Annotated in this window: 16 protein-coding genes and 1 riboswitch; of the genes, 10 read left to right on the top strand and 6 right to left on the bottom strand. The window is 48.9% G+C overall.

The window, feature by feature from the left end:
- The first annotated feature begins 184 nt into the window (after positions 1 to 184).
- The 4 genes from BCOA_RS20455 (at position 185) to prpB (ending at position 4,511) form a co-directional block, all read left to right on the top strand.
- Positions 185 to 559 carry a DUF956 family protein gene (locus tag BCOA_RS20455; RefSeq protein ID WP_014096008.1) on the top strand — a complete coding sequence of 125 codons (375 nt, stop codon included), beginning with the start codon at positions 185 to 187 and terminating at the stop codon, positions 557 to 559.
- A gap of 278 nt (positions 560 to 837) precedes the next feature.
- Positions 838 to 1,959: a citrate synthase gene (gene mmgD, locus BCOA_RS20450; protein ID WP_014096007.1), complete on the top strand. Its 1,122-nt coding sequence runs from the start codon at positions 838 to 840 to the stop codon at positions 1,957 to 1,959.
- A 152-nt stretch (positions 1,960 to 2,111) separates the two neighbouring features.
- Complete coding sequence (prpD, locus tag BCOA_RS20445; protein ID WP_014096006.1) at positions 2,112 to 3,569, top strand: 2-methylcitrate dehydratase; 1,458 nt, start codon at positions 2,112 to 2,114, stop codon at positions 3,567 to 3,569.
- A gap of 15 nt (positions 3,570 to 3,584) precedes the next feature.
- On the top strand, positions 3,585 to 4,511 hold the full coding sequence (gene prpB / locus BCOA_RS20440) for a methylisocitrate lyase (RefSeq protein WP_014096005.1): 927 nt from the start codon (positions 3,585 to 3,587) through the stop codon (positions 4,509 to 4,511).
- Positions 4,512 to 4,673: 162 nt separating this feature from the next.
- Here the strand turns inward: prpB and BCOA_RS20435 are convergent, their stop codons facing one another.
- Positions 4,674 to 5,150 (bottom strand): general stress protein, encoded by a 477-nt coding sequence (locus BCOA_RS20435; RefSeq protein ID WP_014096004.1) that lies wholly within the window; start codon positions 5,148 to 5,150, stop codon positions 4,674 to 4,676.
- A 123-nt stretch (positions 5,151 to 5,273) separates the two neighbouring features.
- Here BCOA_RS20435 and BCOA_RS20430 point away from each other — a divergent pair, with 123 nt between their 5' ends.
- From BCOA_RS20430 to BCOA_RS20410, 5 genes are all read left to right on the top strand, one after another.
- The gene (locus BCOA_RS20430; protein WP_014096003.1) at positions 5,274 to 6,761 is read left to right on the top strand and encodes an amidase; all 1,488 of its coding nucleotides are present in this window, start codon (positions 5,274 to 5,276) and stop codon (positions 6,759 to 6,761) included.
- Positions 6,762 to 7,606: 845 nt separating this feature from the next.
- Positions 7,607 to 7,709: riboswitch (TPP riboswitch) on the top strand.
- Positions 7,710 to 7,790: 81 nt separating this feature from the next.
- The gene (locus tag BCOA_RS20425) at positions 7,791 to 8,114 is read left to right on the top strand and encodes an MTH1187 family thiamine-binding protein (protein ID WP_013858509.1); all 324 of its coding nucleotides are present in this window, start codon (positions 7,791 to 7,793) and stop codon (positions 8,112 to 8,114) included.
- Entirely contained in the window at positions 8,065 to 8,862 is a 798-nt protein-coding gene (locus BCOA_RS20420) for an ABC transporter permease (RefSeq protein WP_035182360.1), read from the top strand. The genes BCOA_RS20425 and BCOA_RS20420 overlap by 50 nt, the downstream gene beginning before the upstream one ends.
- Positions 8,859 to 9,857 carry an ABC transporter substrate-binding protein gene (locus BCOA_RS20415; protein ID WP_014096000.1) on the top strand — a complete coding sequence of 333 codons (999 nt, stop codon included), beginning with the start codon at positions 8,859 to 8,861 and terminating at the stop codon, positions 9,855 to 9,857. Before BCOA_RS20420 ends, BCOA_RS20415 begins: the two co-directional genes overlap by 4 nt.
- A complete protein-coding gene (locus BCOA_RS20410; protein WP_013858512.1) occupies positions 9,854 to 10,603 on the top strand; it encodes an ABC transporter ATP-binding protein in 750 nt (249 codons plus the stop codon). The genes BCOA_RS20415 and BCOA_RS20410 overlap by 4 nt, the downstream gene beginning before the upstream one ends.
- A 30-nt stretch (positions 10,604 to 10,633) precedes the next feature.
- On the opposite strand, the gene thrB is transcribed toward BCOA_RS20410, so the two are convergent.
- From thrB to BCOA_RS20385, 5 genes are all read right to left on the bottom strand, one after another.
- Positions 10,634 to 11,554, bottom strand: a complete 921-nt coding sequence (thrB, locus tag BCOA_RS20405) for a homoserine kinase (RefSeq protein ID WP_014095999.1) — start codon at positions 11,552 to 11,554, stop codon at positions 10,634 to 10,636.
- Positions 11,551 to 12,615, bottom strand: a complete 1,065-nt coding sequence (gene thrC / locus BCOA_RS20400; protein WP_014095998.1) for a threonine synthase — start codon at positions 12,613 to 12,615, stop codon at positions 11,551 to 11,553. Before thrC ends, thrB begins: the two co-directional genes overlap by 4 nt.
- A gap of 4 nt (positions 12,616 to 12,619) precedes the next feature.
- On the bottom strand, positions 12,620 to 13,915 hold the full coding sequence (locus BCOA_RS20395) for a homoserine dehydrogenase (protein WP_014095997.1): 1,296 nt from the start codon (positions 13,913 to 13,915) through the stop codon (positions 12,620 to 12,622).
- Positions 13,916 to 14,031: 116 nt separating this feature from the next.
- Positions 14,032 to 14,811 (bottom strand): arginase family protein, encoded by a 780-nt coding sequence (locus BCOA_RS20390; RefSeq protein ID WP_041818211.1) that lies wholly within the window; start codon positions 14,809 to 14,811, stop codon positions 14,032 to 14,034.
- 332 nt (positions 14,812 to 15,143) lie between these two features.
- Positions 15,144 to 15,548, bottom strand: coding sequence for a DUF4064 domain-containing protein (locus BCOA_RS20385; protein ID WP_014095995.1), 405 nt, complete (start codon positions 15,546 to 15,548; stop codon positions 15,144 to 15,146).
- 193 nt (positions 15,549 to 15,741) lie between these two features.
- Here BCOA_RS20385 and BCOA_RS20380 point away from each other — a divergent pair, with 193 nt between their 5' ends.
- Entirely contained in the window at positions 15,742 to 17,157 is a 1,416-nt protein-coding gene (locus tag BCOA_RS20380) for an ISLre2-like element ISBco6 family transposase (RefSeq protein WP_014095994.1), read from the top strand.
- Positions 17,158 to 17,194: the final 37 nt, after the last annotated feature.

Raw genomic sequence — 17,194 nt, 5'->3', positions numbered from 1 at the left:
GGGAGAGGCCAGCCGGGGAAGATTTGCCCCGGATTTACAAATACGGTTGCGGGAAGAATTGCGATGTACAGCCGTTTCACCGGTCAACCAGGACCCTTTTTAGAAGCGAAGATCCGGAAATCAAGATAAGCTGTATAGATATGAATTTTTGAAACCACAAAAAGAAAAGAACGGGGTGGATCAAATGGTCCAATCAATCAATACAAAAGTGGATTTGGTGATAAAGGCAGCCGCGCATATGGGATTGACAGATTACGGCAAAATCATGATCGGCGATAAAGGATTTGAATTTTTCAATGAGCGCGATGTGCGCAAATACATTCAAATTCCTTGGGAAGAAGTCGATTACGTGATCGCTTCCGTCATGTTTAAAGGAAAATGGATCCCGCGTTATGCGATCAAAACGAAGAAAAACGGGACATACACCTTTTCTTCCAAAGATCCGAAAAGGGTGTTGCGGGCGGTCCGCCAATATGTGGATCCGAATCGGATGGTTCAGTCACTGAGTTTCTTCGATGTTGTGAAGCGCAGTTTTAAGAGAAAACCGAAAAAGCAATAGTTTTAAAAGACAAGGCAGGTTAAACTTGTCTTTTTTTGTTGGCTGTTCCGGGGAAATGGCAGGAAGAGCACGGAAAGTTTCCCTGAAGCCGGGCTGTTTGAAAAGCCGGATCACAGGACCGTTCTGAATCGTCGTCCAAAGCCTGTGGGCGTTGTCATTTTGTAAATATTATGATATGTTTTTTTATGAAAGCATCAGGGGTATTGGCAACTTTGTTTTACATAAAACTGTAAGTGCTTACAGTTTTGGCAAAATACAGAAACGGAGGATGGATGGAGATGGGAAATACGACACAGTTTGTGCCGGGGCTTGAAGGGGTTGTCGCTGTTGAAACGGAGCTTTCTTTTCTTGACACGGCCCAGGGCGAGATCGTTTTAAAGGGGTATGACTTGATTGAGTTGTCGAAAACGAAAAGCTATCTGGACATCGTGCATTTGCTTCTTGAAGGCACGCTCCCAAATGATGCCGAGAAAAAAGCGTTGGAAGAAAGTTTAAAGAAAAACTACCGGATTCCGGAAGCCGTGCTGGACATTTTGAAGCTATTGCCGGCATCCACCCACCCGATGGATGCGCTCCGTACAGGGGTTTCAGCGCTGGCGGGGTATGATGAAAACCTGCTGGATCGCTCCCGCAAAGCCAATTTAAACCGTGCATACCATTTGCTCGGGAATGTGCCGAACATTGTCGCAAACAGCTACCATCTTTTAAACGGCGAAGACCCGGTTGAACCGCGGCAGGATTTGTCGTACAGCGCCAATTTCCTGTACATGATCACCGGGAAAGTCCCTTCGGAAAAGGAAGAAAAGATTTTCGACCGTTCCCTTGTCCTGTACAGCGAACATGAACTGCCGAATTCGACTTTTACGGCAAGGGTCATTGCGTCCACCTTGTCCGATTTATACGGGGCGTTAACAGGCGCAGTGGCATCGCTCAAGGGCCATCTGCACGGGGGTGCCAATGAAGCGGTGATGGAGATGCTGAAAGAAGCCGGCACGGTGGAAAAATTTGAAGAAATGCTTTATACGAAACTGAAAAACAAAGAAAAAGTAATGGGGTTCGGCCACCGCGTCTACATGAAAAAGATGGACCCGCGCGCCTTGATGATGAAAGAAGCGCTGAAAGAACTTTGTGCGGAAAAAGGGGATCATTCGCTGCTTGAAATGTGCGAAGCCGGGGAAAAAATCATGGCGCAGGAAAAAGGGCTCTATCCGAACCTCGATTATTATGCAGCCCCGGTTTATTGGATGCTCGGCATTCCGATTCCGCTTTATACGCCGATCTTTTTCAGTTCAAGAACGGTCGGGCTGTGCGCACATGTGATGGAGCAGCATGAAAACAACCGCCTGTTCCGTCCGCGCGTCCAATACAAAGGCCCGCGCGGTTTGCATCCGCAAGATTAAGTTTTAAAAAGGCCTGCGACCGGATGGCTTGCATTCGCAAGATGAGGTTTTAAAAAGGCGGGACCATTAAGAGATAAAGTGAACAAAAAGCTGGGGTAAAACGCTGTCTTAAGGACCCGGTGTTGCACTGCAGATGAAGTTTGGAAAGGGGAATGTTTAAATTGGCCGGTACAACAGCTGTAAATGAAAAAACAGGGGAGCGGGATGCCCTGATAGAAGAAATTGCCCGTTATGTGCTAGACAAAGAGATTACGAGTTCCGAAGCTTTTGAGACTGCGCGTTACGGGCTTTTGGATACGCTCGGCTGCGGCATTCTCGCCCTCCGTTTTCCGGAGTGTGCAAAAATGCTCGGTCCGATCGTTCCGGGTACAACCGTGCCGAACGGGACGCATGTGCCGGGCACTTCCTATGTGCTCGATCCGGTTGCGGGGGCGTTTAATATTGGCTGCATGATCCGCTGGCTCGATTATAACGATACGTGGCTCGCGGCGGAGTGGGGGCACCCTTCCGACAACCTCGGCGGCATCCTTGCTGTTGCGGATTTTTTGAGCCGGACGCGCGTTGCCAACGGGAAAGCACCGCTAAAAGTGCGCGATGTGCTCGAGGGCATGATCAAAGCCCATGAAATCCAAGGTGTGCTTGCTTTGGAAAACAGTTTGAACCGCGTCGGGCTTGACCATGTTTTATTTGTCAAAGTGGCTACAGCTGCTGTTGCGACAAAAATGCTCGGCGGCGGGAAAAACGAAATCATGAACGCCGTTTCCCACGCCTGGATTGATAACGGCCCGTTGCGCACATACCGGCATGCGCCGAATACCGGTTCGCGCAAATCATGGGCGGCCGGCGATGCAACCAGCAGGGGCGTGGCGCTTGCGCTGATTGCGATGAAAGGGGAGATGGGTTATCAAACGCCGCTTTCCGCACCCGGGTGGGGATTCCAGGACGTGATGTTCAAAGGGAAAGAACTGAAACTGGCCCGCCCGCTCGGTTCCTATGTGATGGAAAATGTTTTATTTAAAGTATCGTATCCGGCAGAATTCCATGCACAGACGGCAGCAGAAGCCGCAGTTAAACTCCATCCGGTTGTCGCCGGGAAACTGGATCAAATCAAGCATATTACCATTACAACGCATGAATCTGCCATCCGCATCATTGATAAAAAAGGGCCGCTTTATAACCCTGCTGACCGCGACCATTGCATCCAGTATGTGACGGCTGTCGGCCTGATCAAAGGCAATATTACGGCGGACGATTATGAAGACGCAGTCGCCGCTGACCCGCGCATTGATGCATTGAGGGAAAAAATGGCAGTTGTTGAAAACAAACAATACAGCATCGATTACCTTGATCCGGATAAACGTTCCATCGCGAATGCCGTACAAGTCTTTTTTGAAGACGGCACATCAACTGAAAATGTGGAAGTCGAGTATCCGCTTGGCCACCGCTTCAGAAGGGAAGAAGCGATCCCGAAAATTATCACCAAGTTTTCGGATAATATCGCCACCCACTATTCCGCGAAGCAGCAGGAAAGGATCAAAGAAGCCTGCCTTGCGGGAGAAGCGCTTGAAAAAATGGCCGTTCATGAATTCGTCAATTTATTCACCTTGTAGAAAGGATGTTGCACCATGGTTTGGATTGTCAATCACCCGTCTTCACAGGAGGCGCTTGCCAAACGGTTTAAGGAACGCATACAGGCGCCAGGCATTTTGCAAATCCCCGGCGCGCATGATGCAATGGCGGCACTCATTGCAAAAAACACAGGGTTTGAGGCGCTTTATTTATCAGGCGCTGCCTATACCGCGAGCAAAGGGATTCCGGATCTTGGCATGATCACATTGACGGAAATGGCGGAACGTGCACGCGATCTCGTGCGTGCCACCGATTTACCGGTTCTTGTTGACATTGACACCGGCTTTGGCGGCGTGCTGAACGTTGCCCGCACCGCCCGCGAAATGGTTGAAGCAGGGGTTGCGGCTGTTCAGATTGAAGACCAGCAGCTTCCGAAAAAATGCGGGCATTTAAACGGCAAACAGCTTGTGGAGACATCCGACATGCGCGAAAAAATCCGGGCGCTCAAAAGTGTGGCACCGCACCTCGTAGTTGTCGCACGTACGGACGCAAGAGGAGTCGAAGGGCTGGATTCCGCCTTGACGCGAGCTGAGGCGTATGTGGAAGCGGGGGCGGATGCGATTTTTCCGGAAGCGCTCGAGTCCCGTGATGAATTCCGGCTGTTTGCGAAAAAAATAAAAGCGCCGCTCCTTGCCAATATGACCGAATTCGGTAAAACCCCGTATTATACGGCGGAAGAATTTCAGGAAATGGGATACGCGATGGTCATTTATCCGGTTACTTCGCTGCGCGTTGCCGCAAAAGCTTATGAAAGGGTGTTTGAAAAAATCAAAAACGAAGGCACGCAAAAAAATGCCCTTTCCGACATGCAGACGAGAAAAGAGCTTTACAGCACGATTTCTTTAGAGGAATTTGAAGCGCTCGACCAGTCGATCGCTAAAACGATTCTGCCTGTTACGCCTGATCCTTCCTCATCAACGTAAAGAAAAAGGGCAAACCCGCCTTTTCCGTGCGGGTTTGCCCTTTTAAACTTAGCGGCCGGCCTATTTGGGGCTTACTCAATAAGCAAAATGGATACTGACAGCTTTGGCAAAAATTTTAAATGCAAGGGTTTTTTTCGACATCCAGCACTTTTTCGCGAACATCTACCTTTTTTCTTGCGACGTTGAGTAGTTTTCGCCAAATTCGTTTTTCAACCCGGATGCCGTTGTTTGGCCGGAAACTTCTGTGGCAGGATCGGCTGTTCTGGGAGCGGCCGTTTCATTGAGGGCAGAAGCATCATTGTCTACGAGCACAAGATAGTGTCCGGCATCAATTTCAGTCGAATAGCGGTCCAGTTCGTCCTGCGGGAGATCCAGATTGGTCAGTTTTCTTGTCGTTTCATCATAATAGTCCGGCTTGAAGAACCCTTTGATTTTCTCCCAGACAGAGCTGTTTTGTTCATCCTGGACAGTGGTGGTGTGGTCCACATTTGCGCCGGTCTGCTTTTTCAATAAAGTTCCATCATTCCCGTTTGAAATAATAGAAATATTGGAAGTGCTGTAGCCTTGTGCGGTCAACCGGTCTACTACGTCAATCGTTTCCTGCAACGTTGTGTAAATACCAACTACTTCTTTTGCCATCTCTATCTGCCTCCTAATGGTGATAGTGCATTTTTACCCGGTAGAAAAAGGGTTAAACGAGTTTCATAGGTTTTGACATCTCCATAAAATTCAGTCAATATAGAATTAAATGGAGGGAGAGAGATGGAAGAATCTGCATATCTATCGTATGATGCAACAGGGCTGGCCGGACTCGTAAAGCGAAAAGAAGTAAGTGTGGAAGAAGTGCTTGAGGCGGCAATGGCCCGGATTGAAAAAACAAACAGGCGTTTAAATGCCGTCATCCGGACACGGTTTGAGAAAGCAAAAAAGGAAGCGGCCACGCTCCGTACAGATGAGCAGCCATTTGCCGGCGTGCCGATTTTGCTGAAAGACCTTTCTCAGGCAGTAAAGGGCGAGCTGCTCACATCCGGATCAAAACTGCTCCAGCAAAACCGTGCCAGAGAAGATGCTTTTTTTACGGCAAAATTGAAGGAAGCGGGGTTTATCATTCTCGGACATACAAACGTACCGGAATTTGGATTAAAAAATATTACGGAACCTGAACTTTATGGTCCGGCGCGCAATCCGTGGAATCCCCATTTTTCACCCGGCGGATCAAGCGGTGGTTCCGCGGCTGCGGTGGCTTCCGGGATGGTACCGGTTGCCGGTGCAAGTGACGGCGGCGGATCGATCCGCATCCCAGCTTCTTTTACAAGTTTAACAGGATTAAAGCCGACAAGGGGAAGGACACCGGTCGGGCCGGGCCGTGGACGGCAATGGCAAGGGGCGGCTATTGACTTTGTGCTGGCAAAAACAGTCAGAGACAGTGCAGCGCTCCTCGATGTGCTACAAACGGTAGAGCCCGCCGCTGCTTTTCAAACGCCGCTTTTTCCGGGATATGTAAAGGAACTAGAGCGGAGTGGAACGAAAAAATACCGGATCGCGTTTTCGGTTGAATCGCCGGTCGGGACGCCTGTCAGCCGCGATGCAAAACAGGCTGTCTATAAAACGGCAAAATGGCTGGAGCAGGAGGGCCATCTTGTGGAAGAAGCCAAAAACGGTGTTGACGGCAGGCGGCTGATGGAAAACTATTATTTAATGAACTGCGGGGAAATGGCGGCGGAACTTTCGGATTTGGAAAGCGCACTTAGACGCCCGCTTACGGAAAAAGATATGGAGCCGGTTTCGTGGGTCTTGTATGCTGCCGGGAAAAATGTCACGGCGGCGGAATACGCAAAGAGCCTTGCGGAGTGGGATAAAGCCGCAGCACAAATGGCTGCTTTCCATGAGACTTATGACCTGTATATCACGCCTTCAACCGCGTTTCCGGCACCGAAAATCGGGGAACTTACCCAAACCGGGAAAGAGCGGGATCGCTTGTTTGGCGTTACCGGACTTCCGAAAGAAAAGCAGCAGGCACTTGTCTATGATATGTTTGAACCGAGCTTAACGTTTTCCCCGTTTACGCAGCTGGCCAATTTAACCGGGCAGCCGGCGATCAGCCTGCCGGTTCATGTAACAGCGGCCGGGCTTCCTTTAGGGGTACAGCTGGTTGCGCCGAAAGGAAATGAACATTGGCTGCTGGATGTCGCTTATGCGCTCGAACAGTCGGAACTTTGGGTTGGCATGCAGGGAAACCCTTGCCTTTAAAGCATGAATAAGCGGCGTTACTTACGCACGGGTTGGAACTCTACGTTAAGGAAGGCCGCGAAAAATCCTCGCTACCTTAACGTAGAGTCACTCTACGTTAAGGAAGGAGACCAAAAATCCCCGCTATCTTAACGTAGGGCGTTCTATGTTAAGGAAGGGTGAAAAAAGCAGGATTTATCTTAACATAGAAAGGAAGCTCGACAAAAAGACATGCTTTCTTAATGTAGAGACGTCCTATGTTAAGGCTGCCCAAAAGTCCCGCTTCCTTAACGTAGAGGCGTTCTACGTTAAGGAAGCTCGAAAAAAATGCCCGCTTTCTTAATGTAGAGGCGTTCTATGTTGAGGAATGCCGGCAAAAAGTTCCGCTATCTTAACGTAGAACTCTCTATGTTAAGGAAGGTCGTCCAAAAGTCCCGCTTCCTTAACGTAGAGGCGTTCTACGTTAAGGAAGCTCGAAAAAAATGCCCGCTATCTTAACGTAGAGGCGTTCTATGTTAAGGAAGCCCGCCCAAAAGTCATGCTTTCTTAATGTAGAGACGTCCTATGTTAAGGAAGGCTGCCCAAAAGTTCCGCTATCTTAACATAGAGGCGCTCTATGTTAAGGAAGCCCGAAAAAAAGACATGCTATCTTAACGTAGAGGCGTTCTACGTTAAGGAAGTCCGAAAAAAAGACATGCTATCTTAACGTAGAGGCGTTCTATGTTAAGGAAGGCCGTCAAAAATCCCCGCTATCTTAACGCCCCAATCTTTACCAAGGCAGGCAAAGGCCGGCTTGCGCACCGCACCATCCTATTGAAAATTTTTTGCCAAAAAGGATGGCTTTCATGTTACAATAAAATTACAAGGAAAAAAAGCAGGGGAGCCGGTTTGGCTGAGAGGATGCCGCTTTGCATCGACCCTTCACCTGATCTGGATAATGCCAGCGTAGGGAGTCTCATATTGAAGCATGTTTCGGCATGTTTTGGATGGACAGGCTTTCTTGCGCATGCAATGAAAGCTTTTTTATTTGAAAAAAAGGAGGAGAATTTGATGGAAAAATCGAATCAAGTAACGGTTTCTTTTTCAGTTGTTCCGCATATTAAAAGTGATGACTTATACGGTGTCGTCGACCGCGCGATCGAAGTCGTCCAAAACGCCGGCGTACGTTATGAAGTCGGGGCAATGGAAACGACGATGGAAGGCGATCTTGACGAGCTGCTTGAGATCATCAAAAAAGCGCAGGATGCTTGCGTCCAAGCCGGTGCGATTGATGTCCTCACATCGATCAAAATCCATTACCGGCCAAGCACCGGGGTGACAATGGATGAAAAAATTGCAAAATATCGCGAACAAACGCCGCAGCCGGTTCGTTAACACGGCGCTCACGGCTGCCTGGCTCATTTTTTTGCTCTTCGTCTGGCAAGGGGTAACGGCCGGCTTTCATATCAGTGAATGGATGCTGCCAAAACCGACGGAAGTATGGCAGGAATTGAAAAGCCTGCAATGGATGGTTTGGCCCAATATTTGGCAAACTGCAAAAGAAGTATTGATCGGGTTAGCCTTTTCCATTGTGATTGGCGCAGCGATTGCCGTTTTTATGGATATGGTTCCCGTTTTCCGGATGCTGGTCCGGCCGCTTTTGGTCGTTTCGCAAACGATTCCGATTGTGGCAATTGCGCCGCTTTTAATCGTCTGGTTCGGATTCGGGCTCCAGTCAAAAATCATTGTGGTCATTTTAATCTGCTTTTTCCCGCTGGCATTGAGCATCCTGGAAGGGTTTCAAACGGTGGATGATGACTTGGTGAAACTGTTAAAGACCATGCATGCTTCAAAATGGCAGCTATACCGGAAAGTCAAATTTCCGGCTGTGCTCCCTTACTTTTTTTCCGGTTTAAAAATTGCCGTTACATATAGTGTGATGGGTGCCATTATCGGTGAGTGGCTCGGCGCAAGCGAAGGGCTCGGCGTCATGCTGACAAGGGCGACGAAATCTTTTATGACGGCCCGCCTGTTTGCTATCTCTGCTGTCATCATTGGGCTCACATTTCTTTTATACGGCGCTGTTGAATGTTTGCAAAGGCTATCCGCACCATGGGTATACCGAAAGGAAGATCATCAATGAAGAAAATGTTAATCATCTTGCAGGCGGCCATGTTGCTGCTTGCTGCCGGATGCGCCGGAAGCGGGCAGAAGGAAAGCAGCAAAAAAGCGCTGCAAAAGGTGACGGTTGTGCTGGACTGGTTTCCGAACACCAATCATACCGGCCTGTATGTAGCTAAAACAAAACACTATTTTCAAAAGCAGGGCCTGGATGTGAAAATCATCCAGCCGGGGGACAATATTACGGCTGAACAAATGGTGGCTTCCGGGAAAGCGGATTTCGGGGTCAGTTATCAGGAAAATGTCACCACGGCAAGGACGGAAGGAATTCCGATTGTGTCCATTGCCGCGATTATCCAGCACAATACTTCCGGCTTTGCTTCTTTGAAAAAAGACAACATCACTTCTCCGAAAGACTTTGAAGGAAAACGTTACGGCGGCTGGGGTTCGCCGTCTGAAGAAGCCGTCATCAAAACGGTCATGGAAAAATATGGCGCCGACTACAGCAAAGTAAAAAATATTGTGCTCGGCCAGACGGATTTTTTCAAATCAATCGGGCGTGAAGCGGATTTTGAATGGATTTATTACGGCTGGGACGGCATCCAGGCAGAGCGGAGCGGGAAAAAACTGAATCTTATCATGGTCAAAGATCTCGACCCTGCGCTTGATTATTACAGCCCGGTCATCATTACAAGCGAAAAACTGGCCAAAGGGGATAAACCTCTTGTCAAATCTTTTATGAAGGCTACGGCTCAAGGCTATACATTTGCGATCAAGCACCCGGAACAGGCCGCCGATATCCTGATTAAGGACGTGCCGGATACAAATAAAGGGCTTGTCCGCGCCAGCCAGAAGTGGCTAAGCACGAAGTACCAGGACGATGCCGCGGAATGGGGGGTACAGAAGGAAGAAGTGTGGCGCCGTTATATGGACTTCCTTTATGACCATAAAGTCATTAAGAAAAAAATCAACATCAAGGCTGCCTACACAAACGAATTTCTTCCAAACCGGCCATGACGTATCTGCAATTGGAAGGTATTACGAAAACATTTGGCGGGAAAAAAGTGCTGGAAGGCATTTCCGCAACGATCCGGAAAGGTGAATTCTGTACTTTTATCGGGCCGAGCGGATGCGGAAAAAGCACGCTGTTAAATATCATTGCCGGGATTGAAAAGGCGAATGGCGGCAAAGTGCTGCTTGACGGCAAACCGGATGGGGTTCAGGATGCCGCCGGTTTCATGCCGCAGCAGGATTTGCTTCTGCCTTGGCGGACGGCACTGCAAAACATTGTTTTGCCGCTTGAAATAAAAGGGGTGCGGAAACGGGAACGGGTTTTGCGGGGGATGGAGGTGCTCCGGCAGTTTGGCCTTGAGGATTACGCCGGCCACTATCCCGCCTCGCTCTCTGGCGGCATGCGGCAGCGGATCAGCTTTTTGCGCACGTATTTATGCGAAAAACCGGTTATGCTGCTAGACGAACCGTTCGGGAAGCTCGATGCCTTTACTAAAATGGATGTCCACCGCTGGCTGCTCGAATCATGGGAGAAAGGAAACCAGACGATTCTTATGGTTACCCATGATCTTGATGAAGCCGTGCTGCTATCGGACCGTGTTTTTGTCATGTCGCAGCAGCCGTCCGCCATCATCCACGAATTGAAGGTGCATTTGCCGCGCCCGCGGAAATGGGAGATGCTCTCTTCGGATGCGTTGAAAAAAGACAAAGATGAACTGTTAAGAGAACTTGCCTCATTTTTGGGGAAATAAAAAAAGGTTTGGAGATGCTCCAAACCTTTTTTATAAGTTCAGCATATTGGATGCCGCATATTTTTCGACGGAAAGGCCGGTCCGGTCAATTTTGGCCGGTTCAACCAGCACATGCGGAAAATGGGCGTGGATCGTTTCTGCCATGGCCTCTGCCTGCCCGGACGGCACAAGCGAAATAACCGTCGGGCCGGCGCCGCTAATGACCGTCCCGTACGCGCCGAGTGATTTGGCCAGCCGGCGGATCTCCAAAAATTCGGGGATCAATTTTGTCCGGTACGGCTCGTGAAAACGGTCCTGTTCCATCATTTTTCCGGCCAGTTCGTACTGGCCGCTTATGAGCGCCGCAATAAAAAGATTGCTGGCCGCACTTCCTTTTACCGCCTCTTTCCGTGCATAAAAATCAGGAAGCACTTTGCGCGCATCTTCCGTTTTTAACTCATAATCGGGAATAAACAGGAGCAAATCCGCCATAATGTCAAAAAACGGCACGACTTCGACTCGTCCGTCCCCTTGCTCGGCTGAAACAACGAGCCCGCCGAACAGGGATGCCGCGACATTATCCGGATGCCCCTCGATCCGGGTGGCAATGTCCAGCTTTTCTGCAAGCGAAAGCCTGAGATTTCCGGCAAAGTTGGCAAGTTCAATGCCGGCCACAACGGCTGAGGCGCTGCTGCCAAGCCCGCGAGCAAGCGGAATTTCGCTGTCAACAATGACTTTGCACGGGGCAAGCTGCACGCCGTATAAATCCGCAACCTGCCGCGCAATTTTTAAGATAAAAGGGTCGCTGTCTTCCGGAAGCGGCGGCAAAAGGGGTGATACTTGTTCAAAAACCCATTCCTCGCTGCTGAGCACTTCAAGCGTTAAAAAACGGTTGAGCGCCATGCCGACTGAATCAAATCCGGGCCCGAGATTTGCCGTGCTTGCGGGGACGCGGATAACCAGCCTGTTCATACATGGATCACATTCGAAAGATAATCTGTCACGGCTTCCTCCGTTGCCGGCAGCACGGCAGGCCGGACTTCGACTTGGGACATGGCGGTTTGCGGGTCTTTTAGCCCGTTTCCGGTCAGGACAGCAACCACTTTGCTTCCTTTTTTGATCTGTCCCGTTTTGACCTGCTTGATGACACCGGCGATGGACGCACATGAACCCGGTTCGGCGAACGTTCCTTCATTGCGGGCGAGCAGCCGGAACGCATCAAGGATTTCCGGGTCTGACACTGAGTCAATCACGCCGCCTGATTCATCGCGGGCGTTGACAGCCAGTTTCCAGCTTGCCGGGTTGCCGATCCGGATCGCGGTGGCGACCGTTTCCGGGTTTTCGATCACCCGATCCCGGACGATGGCAGCTGCGCCTTCCGCTTCAAAGCCGTGCATTTCCGGCAGGCCGGTTTCGAATTTCTCATTGAACTCTTTGAATCCTTTCCAATACGCGCTGATGTTTCCGGCATTGCCGACCGGGATGGCAAGGACATCGGGTGCTGAACCCAGCTGCTCACAAATCTCGAAAGCCGCTGTTTTTTGGCCTTCCAGCCGGTAAGGGTTAACCGAGTTTACAAGTGTAACAGGCGAAGTTTCGCTTACTTTCCTGACGATTTTAAGCGCCTGGTCAAAATTGCCATCAATTTCCACGATTTCAGCGCCGTACATAACGGCCTGTGCCAGTTTGCCAAGCGCGATTTTTCCGCTCGGGATCACGATGATTGCCCGGATTCCGGCTTTTGCGGCATAGGCGGCCGCAGAAGCGGAAGTGTTGCCGGTGGAGGCGCAGATAACGGACCTGCTGCCGTTTTCGATCGCTTTCGCAACCGCCATCACCATGCCGCGGTCTTTAAAAGAGCCGGTTGGGTTCAAACCTTCAAATTTTCCGTACAATTCCACGCCGAGCTTTTCCGAGAGGCGGGCAAACGGGATAAGCGGCGTATTGCCTTCAAATAATGTCAGTTCCGGTGTTTTGTCTGTGACGGGTAAAAATGATTTGTACTGTTTGAGTAATCCTGGCCATTGATTCATGTTTTTATGCCTCTCCTTCAACACGGTAGTAGCTGTTCACTTCTTTGACAACAGGCATTTCATTTAACTGTTCGAGCGCCTTTTGGAAACGGTCGAGCGACACTTTGTGGGTAACAATGATGATTTCCGCAAGCTCATCGCGTTTATCAGGCGTCTGCAAAATCCGTTTAAAGCTGATATTGAGCGCGCTGAAGGCGGCTGTAATTTTTGAAAATGCGCCGACCTGGTCTTTTAAATGCATACGGATATAAAATTGCCCGTAGCGCTGCTCAGGCGGCATGAGTTTCCGTTCAAAGCGCGGGCCCCTGAGGTTCCGGCCGTTCACGCCGAGCTGCATGTTTTTAATCGCGGCAATACAATCGCTCACGACCGCGGTCGCAGTCGGCATGCTTCCGGCGCCGGGCCCGTAAAACATTGCCTCGCCGATTGCTTCCCCGTTAATATAAACGGCATTGAATTCGTTTTTCACGGAAGCAAGCGGGTGGTTTTGGGCGATAAACGCCGGCTGCACGCTCACTTCAATATGTTCATCCTGGCATTCCGCCAAGCCGATCAGCTTCATCGTATACCCGAGCGTTTTCCCATAATGCAAATCTGCGGATGAAAGATGGGTAATGCCTTCCACTTCCACATCTTCAAGTTTCACATTTGTATAGAATGCGAGCCTTGCCAAAATCGCCATTTTCCTTGCCGCATCCAGGCCTTCCACATCTGATGTCGGGTCAGCTTCGGCAAAACCAAGTTCCTGTGCCTCTTTCAGCGCCTCGTCATAAGAAACGCCTTCATCCATCATTTTGGTCAAAATAAAATTGGTTGTCCCGTTGACGATCCCCATCACTTTTTGGATCCGGTCGGAAACAAGGCCGTCTGTAAGCCCCCTGATAATCGGGATGCCGCCGCCGACGCTTGCCTCATACAGCAAGTCACACTGGTTTTTCCAGGCCAGTTCCTGAAGCTCCGGTCCATAGAGAGCAATTAAATCTTTGTTCGCGGTCACGACATGTTTTTTATTTTCAATCGCCTTGACAATGTACCGGCGGGCTTCATCAATTCCGCCCATCACTTCAACGACGACATCGATTTCCGGGTCATTTAGTATCTCATCGGGATTTGTAGTGACAGAGGCGGGATCAATGTCTACACCGCGGTCCTTTTCGGTGTCGCGCACGAGAATTCGTTTCACCTTTACTTCACGCCCAAGCTGATGGACGAGTTCCTCCTGATGCTGCCGGATCAGTTTGACAACGCCGCAGCCAACGGTTCCGAGTCCAAGCAGTCCGATTGAAACGTCCGATTTCATTTGATCACACCTCTTTATGTATTTTTACAGAAAACAAATGTCTTTGTATAATAGACATTAAAGCATGATTACAGAGGAAGATCAAGTCTTTCTTTTTTAAAAAGTAAGAAAAAGAATCAGACGTGCAGTGCTGGTTGCGGGTGCCGCTCCAGGCAAACTTCGAGGATTTCAGCATTCATGGCGTCGTTTTTTTGGCTTATTTCAAATGCATGCGGGAGAAAGCGTTCAGCCGGCGAGACTGCGGTTTCCCCGCATATATCGATGCCGAATACTTGCTTTTGATCGAGAATGGCCGAAATACAGGACAGCAATTCCTGCTTGCCCATCCTCCCCTGATCCCAGTTTGTCTCGGCAAAAGCCGGGGAAAGGACGTCTTTGTCAATGCTGATATAGACGGTATCTGTTGGAATGGCGGATAAAATCCGTTTCCGGTTTTCAAGATTCCGGCCGTTAAAAGGAAAAATTTGGACGGTTTGTGGCGGGCGGCGATGTGTTTTGAAAGAAGTCGGGCCGATGATGACAACTCTTTTCAGCAGCGGGTTCGTTTTTAAGGCGTAGGATACCCACGACCCGCATGATAGCAGTGTCTGTTCAAAGCTGTCGTCCATGTCCGGATGGTTGTCGAACAGCACAAGGGTGAACGGTTTCGGCGTTTTTTTTAAAAGCAGGGAGGTCACATAATGGTAGTTGCCACTTCCAAGAAAGGTGATGCCTTTTTGTTTGCGGCGGTCCAGTGCCGTTTCAATTTGGAAAAGCGCCTGTTTTTCACAAAAAAGATTGGTATGGCGGATATGTTTCAGATTAATAGTTTCATGGGGAAAAGACTGGATCCTTTTTTGTTCATCATACGTTTCGTCAAAAGCCAATATCGTGACACCTTTATGCAATAAACCCATCTCTTTCATCTCCTTTAAGAATTCACAGAACGGGTTGAAGCAGGTTCCTTTGAATGGCGGAATATTGAAACGATTTATTATGATTTTATCACATTTTTTTGAAACACGCATCGTTTCCGGCTCAGGCGGGAAGATGATGATACAGGTAAATTTTTGAAACGGCCACCGGCAAACGCCGTGCTCCCGTGTTCCGTTTGACAGGAAATCTTCATCCGGCTTTTTTAATTGCCGGATTAGCTGGCATGAAAAGCGGAATCGCGCTTGGCCGTATTTATTTTTTTGTATCAAAATAAGCCTCCCTCATGCAGGAAGGCTCATGCTCTATTAAACGATTAAACGATGACTGGCGGTTTGCGCACGAGGCTCAAAATGCCCGCAATCAGGTAAAGCAGCGCCGGGAGCACCCCGAATCCGACGGTGAAAAAGAACACAAGCAATGCACCGATAATAAGCAAAATGCCTGACAGCTTCGGCCTTTTGTTATTCCTCAGTTGAACAGCGGCGACAATGCCGATCACCGTTCCGATGATAAGTACCACAGCAATTCCCCAGCCGAGCGTCTGGATCGTATGAAGGACTGTTTGAAAGTCGGCTTCCCGTATGGAGGCATCATTTTTCAGCTGGTCGATAATACTTTGGCTTTTCATGGCTATCGTAAAGAAGATAACGAGGATTGCGGCAAGTCCGTTTAGCACCGCGCCAATGATGCTCAGTACAATTTCAGCAGTTCGTTTCATTCCTACCACCCCTTTCTTTCTTGTCTATAAAACCCATTCCCTTCCATAAATACGAAAAAAACAAAAAAAGGATTCGGAAATTAGTATGTGTAAAATTTTACTCGAAGGGGCAAATGAGTGGAAAAAAATGGGAAGACGCTCTATCATCTAATTGTACACTTCAAGATGAACATCTAGAGAGAGAGGTCTTCCCATGGATATTATATCAATAATTGCTGGATTATTAAAGGATACAAAGAGTCTTATCGAATTTGAAGAACAGCTTAAACTTCTGATGCAGAAGGCTTTTACACAATGGGTTGGGGAAATATTTGAAGAGTTAGATAAAACAATTAAACAGGAGAAGTTAGAGGAGGGCTGGGTGTACTGCCGGAGTGATAACAGAAACATTCAGTTTCTATTTGGAAGTGTGACCTTTAAACGCTCATTAATGCATGACAAGAGAGGAAATTCCCATTATCCTCTGGATGAATGGTTAGGGCTGGTACCACACCAACGATACAGCCCGTTAGTGGAATTAAAGGTGGCAGAGTTGGCAAGTGAGAACACCTATCGGGAAGTAGCTGATATTTTAAAAGAGTGGACAGCAGTGAGTCTTAGTCACACAACTGTAGGGAACATGGTAAAACACGTAGGGAAAACTCAGGCGGAAGCCGATAAGGCACTTGTAGAAGAGCTAGAAATAGCTGTTTCCCTGCCTGAGGGGAAGAAGGTAGACTACCTGTTTTCTGAAGCAGATGGTGTATTCGTTCGGGGACTAAAAAAGAAACAGAGTATGGAAGTCCACCACGCCATTCTCTATGAGGGATGGGAAACCAATGGTAAAAGGGTCTCCCTGCGTCAGCCCACAGTCATCATGACGACGGAAGACATTCAGACATTTTGGGATGAAGTCCAAGCCACAGCTGCCAACACCTACTCCCTCGAAAAAACGCATGTCATTACAAACAGTGATGGAGGTGCGGGATACACAGCTGAACGGTTTCAAACAGCTTTCTCACAGTCGGAATTTCCGGTGCTCAACCAGCTGGATACCTACCACGTTGCACAAGCCATCATAAGGACATTTGGGGGCGGAAAGAGCGAGATCAAGGAGCAAATTAGAAAAGCGATTAGAACGCATGACCTGGACCAATTCACGTTATATTTGGATACGCACGAAAGCACCTTGACGGATAAAAAGGCTCTCAAGAAAATCAAGGAATTCCGTTCGTATATCTTGAAAAACTGGGACCGCATTTTTGACTGGAGAGACAGGGTGAAAAACGTGCCGGAAGGTGCGAGAGGCCTAGGAGCGATGGAATCGAATCAAAGGCATATCTCCTTCAGGATGAAAAAAAGGGGCATGCATTGGAGTGAACTTGGCGCAGAAGCCATGGTGAAAATCAAACAAGGCATACTCAATGGGACATTGAGAGAAGCCTATCTGAAACACCGTTCAAGAAGCGAGAGAAAGCAACGGAACTTGAAACAATTCATCAGGATGTCTCAACTACTCAAGCAGCCTGTACGCCCGTCAGTGGGCGTAAAGCACGGATCAGTTGCCCTGCATTCAAGCAGTTCATCGGCAATGGGACATTTAAGCAAAATATTAGAGCTTTCGTTTTAAGCCTGGCTCAGTGGGGACTGATCGTTGAGGCGCGCGA

Source organism: Heyndrickxia coagulans 36D1 (assembly GCF_000169195.2).
Classification (GTDB): domain Bacteria; phylum Bacillota; class Bacilli; order Bacillales; family Bacillaceae_C; genus Weizmannia; species Weizmannia faecalis.
Note: the sequence above shows the minus strand (reverse complement) of the source record. Positions and strands in the feature narration are given on the sequence as shown.

Bases quoted from the DNA above. Each gene is read 5' to 3' on its own strand.
- BCOA_RS20455 (WP_014096008.1), top strand. From the start codon at position 185: ATGGTCCAATCAATCAATACAAAAGTGGATTTGGTGATAAAGGCAGCC.
- mmgD (WP_014096007.1), top strand. From the start codon at position 838: ATGGGAAATACGACACAGTTTGTGCCGGGGCTTGAAGGGGTTGTCGCT.
- prpD (WP_014096006.1), top strand. From the start codon at position 2,112: ATGTTTAAATTGGCCGGTACAACAGCTGTAAATGAAAAAACAGGGGAG.
- prpB (WP_014096005.1), top strand. From the start codon at position 3,585: ATGGTTTGGATTGTCAATCACCCGTCTTCACAGGAGGCGCTTGCCAAA.
- BCOA_RS20435 (WP_014096004.1), bottom strand. From the start codon at position 5,150: ATGGCAAAAGAAGTAGTTGGTATTTACACAACGTTGCAGGAAACGATT.
- BCOA_RS20430 (WP_014096003.1), top strand. From the start codon at position 5,274: ATGGAAGAATCTGCATATCTATCGTATGATGCAACAGGGCTGGCCGGA.
- BCOA_RS20425 (WP_013858509.1), top strand. From the start codon at position 7,791: ATGGAAAAATCGAATCAAGTAACGGTTTCTTTTTCAGTTGTTCCGCAT.
- BCOA_RS20420 (WP_035182360.1), top strand. From the start codon at position 8,065: ATGAAAAAATTGCAAAATATCGCGAACAAACGCCGCAGCCGGTTCGTT.
- BCOA_RS20415 (WP_014096000.1), top strand. From the start codon at position 8,859: ATGAAGAAAATGTTAATCATCTTGCAGGCGGCCATGTTGCTGCTTGCT.
- BCOA_RS20410 (WP_013858512.1), top strand. From the start codon at position 9,854: ATGACGTATCTGCAATTGGAAGGTATTACGAAAACATTTGGCGGGAAA.
- thrB (WP_014095999.1), bottom strand. From the start codon at position 11,554: ATGAACAGGCTGGTTATCCGCGTCCCCGCAAGCACGGCAAATCTCGGG.
- thrC (WP_014095998.1), bottom strand. From the start codon at position 12,615: ATGAATCAATGGCCAGGATTACTCAAACAGTACAAATCATTTTTACCC.
- BCOA_RS20395 (WP_014095997.1), bottom strand. From the start codon at position 13,915: ATGAAATCGGACGTTTCAATCGGACTGCTTGGACTCGGAACCGTTGGC.
- BCOA_RS20390 (WP_041818211.1), bottom strand. From the start codon at position 14,811: ATGGGTTTATTGCATAAAGGTGTCACGATATTGGCTTTTGACGAAACG.
- BCOA_RS20385 (WP_014095995.1), bottom strand. From the start codon at position 15,548: ATGAAACGAACTGCTGAAATTGTACTGAGCATCATTGGCGCGGTGCTA.
- BCOA_RS20380 (WP_014095994.1), top strand. From the start codon at position 15,742: ATGGATATTATATCAATAATTGCTGGATTATTAAAGGATACAAAGAGT.